Source organism: Streptomyces carpinensis (assembly GCF_002154505.1).
GTDB lineage: Bacteria > Actinomycetota > Actinomycetes > Streptomycetales > Streptomycetaceae > Streptomyces > Streptomyces carpinensis.
The window spans coordinates 1-2,523 of sequence record NZ_MUBM01000350.1; the positions used below are offsets into that span (position 1 = coordinate 1).

Consider the following 2,523-nt stretch of genomic DNA (forward strand, 5'->3'; position numbering starts at 1 on the left):
TTGATTATCTGCGCGCCCTAAAGGCCTCCTCTCGTATCACCGCCGAGTGTGGCGAGGCGTACCCGGAGTAGTACTGCGCGCGTGTCATGCGGATGGTTCCGTGCCCGCGCCGAACCGCGGGACGTCGGCGGCGGTGATGTCCGTGCGGATCCGGGCGAACCGTGCCGGATGCCTCCAGGCGCCCCGTTCTTGGGCGGTGTCGACCATGATTTCGGTGACCAGGTCGGGCTGGACGAGTGTGACGTCGAGCGGGGTGTGCGATCCCCATCCTGTGGTGAAGCGGAGGCCTTCCCAAGGGTGGCCTGGTGCGGCCGGTGTCAGCTGCTCGGCGAGTTGTCGGGCGGCGTCGGGGCGTACGGGCGTGGTGCGGCCGACGGGGCGCAGACGGTCGTCTTGGTCGAGGCGGCCGAGTACGAGTGTCTGGGGGCGGCGCAGTGTGCCGGTGATGGCCCCGATGATCGCTTCGGTGGTGTCGCGCCGGCGGATCTTGACGAGGGCGCGGGCTCCGGGGAGGTAGCGCTGCTGGCTGCCTCGGATGACCAGGCCTTCGATGCCGGGGACCTCGGTCCAGGAGGTGAGCCATTCTCGGGCGAGAGCGACGTCGGTCGTTTCGGGGCACAGCGTCCACGGGGCGGTCAGCTGGCGCTCGGCGAACAGGGCTTCCAGCCGTGCGCGCCTGGCGGCGTACGGCGTCTGCAGCAGCTCCTGTCCGTCCGCCTGGAGGACGTCGAAGGCAACGAAGTGGGCGGGCATCTCCTGGGCGAGCCGGGCGGCGGTCCGGCCGCTGGAGGCCGCGCGGCGCTGCAGGGCCTCGAAGGAGAGCTGTTCGCCGGCCCAGACGACGAGCTCGCCGTCGAGGACCAGGCCGTCGGGCAGGACGGTGGCCGCGCGCACCAGATCGGGGAAGCGGGTCTGGATGAGGCTGCCCCGGCGCGACTGGAGCAGCACGGATCCGGGGCCAGGGCAGGGGGTGAACAGGATCGCCCGGAACCCGTCCCATTTCGGCTGGAACACGAGGTCGCCGGGCAACGCGCTGGGCGGGGGCAGGCTGTCGCGGGCCTGGGCCAGCATCGGCTCCACCGGCGGACGAAGGACCATCCCGCTCCCCCTTGGACGGTCAGCTGGGGTGGGCGGCGGCCTTCAACTTCCAGCCGCTGCCGCTGCAGCCCTCGTGCATCGGCGGGAACCGGTGCCCTTTAACGTCCGTGCTCCACTGGTGCTGACCGCACTCGCACTCATAGATCCCCGACTCGGGAACGACCTCGCCGGGGTGGTAGATCCGTTCACTGTCCTTGCTCATACGTCCGGTCTAAGGGCACGGCGGGCGGTCCGCGACCCGAGGCGGGGTTATCCACAGTCTTCCGGGCCGTGCGCTGCCAACGCATGGCGCATCTTCGCGGGAGCCGGGCGAAGCGAGGCTGGGCAGCCCTTAACCTGACGGCTCGTCTGATCTCCGCCAGACCTTGGAGCAGTCCCGATGAACAGCGCCCCTTTCCGTCTCGTCGTCACGGGCGGCGGGACCGGTGGCCACACGTATCCCGCGCTGACCGCGGTACGCACTCTGCAGGCCCGGCTGGCCGGGGAGGGCCGTGCGCTCGAGACTCTGTGGATTGGGACGGCTGACGGCCTGGAGGCGCGGGTGGCCCCGGCTGAGGGCATCGCGTTCACCAGCGTGGTGACGGGCAAGATCCGCCGCTCGAAGAACCCGCTGCGGATGGCGTCGCCGGCGAACATCAGGGATATGGCGCGGGTCCCGCTCGGCGTGATCCAGGCCCGCAGGGCCATCGACCAGTTCCGACCGGACGTGGTGCTCGCGACGGGCGGCTACGTCGCTGTCCCGGCCGGGCTGGCGGCCCGCATGTGCCACCGGCCGCTCGTGCTGCATGAGCAGACGGTGCGGCTGGGGCTCGCCAACCGGAAGCTGGCAGCGAGCGCGGCGCGGATCTGCGTGTCGTCGGAGTCGACGCTCGACCTGCTGTCGGAGCCGGCACGGGCGGTCGCCGTGGTGACGGGCAACCCGGTACGGCCGGAGGTCCTGACCGGGGACGCGGACCGGGCCGTGCAGGCTCTGGGGCTGTGGGGCTTCAACCGGCAGCTGCCGACCGTGTACGTCACGGGCGGGGCGCAGGGCGCGCGGCAGATCAACGAGCTGGTCGCCGAGGCGCTGCTGTGGCTGCTGCAGCAGGCGAACGTGGTGCACCAGTGCGGTCCGGCCAACGAGGCGGGTCTGCGGGCGCGGGCAGCCGGGCTCCCCGCCGAGCTGGCGGCCCGCTACCACCTGACGGGCTTCATCAACAGCGAGCTGCCCGACGTCCTGGCCCTAGCCGACGTCGTGGTGTCACGGAGCGGGGCGGGGACACTCGCGGAGCTGACCGCGCTCGGCAAGCCCGCGGTGTTCGTGCCGCTGGCGTCGTCGGCGGGCAACGAGCAGGCGCACAACGCGCGGCACTTGGAGCAGGCCGGGGCGGCGATCGCGTTGGAGGGCGAGGTGTCGCAGGGCCCGCTGCGCGACGCACTGGGCCC

3 protein-coding genes are annotated in these 2,523 nt (G+C 71.8%); 1 reads left to right on the plus strand and 2 read right to left on the minus strand.

Features of this window, described 5'->3' with window-relative positions:
* Positions 1-84: 84 nt before the first annotated feature.
* Positions 85-1,098: an ATP-dependent DNA ligase gene (locus BZY54_RS37585; RefSeq protein WP_086729814.1), complete on the minus strand. Its 1,014-nt coding sequence runs from the start codon at positions 1,096-1,098 to the stop codon at positions 85-87.
* Between the two features lie 19 nt (positions 1,099-1,117).
* On the minus strand, positions 1,118-1,300 hold the full coding sequence (locus tag BZY54_RS37590) for a hypothetical protein (RefSeq protein ID WP_086729815.1): 183 nt from the start codon (positions 1,298-1,300) through the stop codon (positions 1,118-1,120).
* A gap of 177 nt (positions 1,301-1,477) precedes the next feature.
* Here BZY54_RS37590 and BZY54_RS37595 point away from each other — a divergent pair.
* Positions 1,478-2,523 (plus strand): UDP-N-acetylglucosamine--N-acetylmuramyl-(pentapeptide) pyrophosphoryl-undecaprenol N-acetylglucosamine transferase (locus BZY54_RS37595; RefSeq protein WP_086729816.1); only part of this gene is annotated, 1,046 nt, incomplete at its 3' end.

Coding starts and splice junctions, on each gene's coding strand:
- BZY54_RS37585 (WP_086729814.1), bottom strand. CDS start 1,098: ATGGTCCTTCGTCCGCCGGTGGAGCCGATGCTGGCCCAGGCCCGCGAC.
- BZY54_RS37590 (WP_086729815.1), bottom strand. CDS start 1,300: ATGAGCAAGGACAGTGAACGGATCTACCACCCCGGCGAGGTCGTTCCC.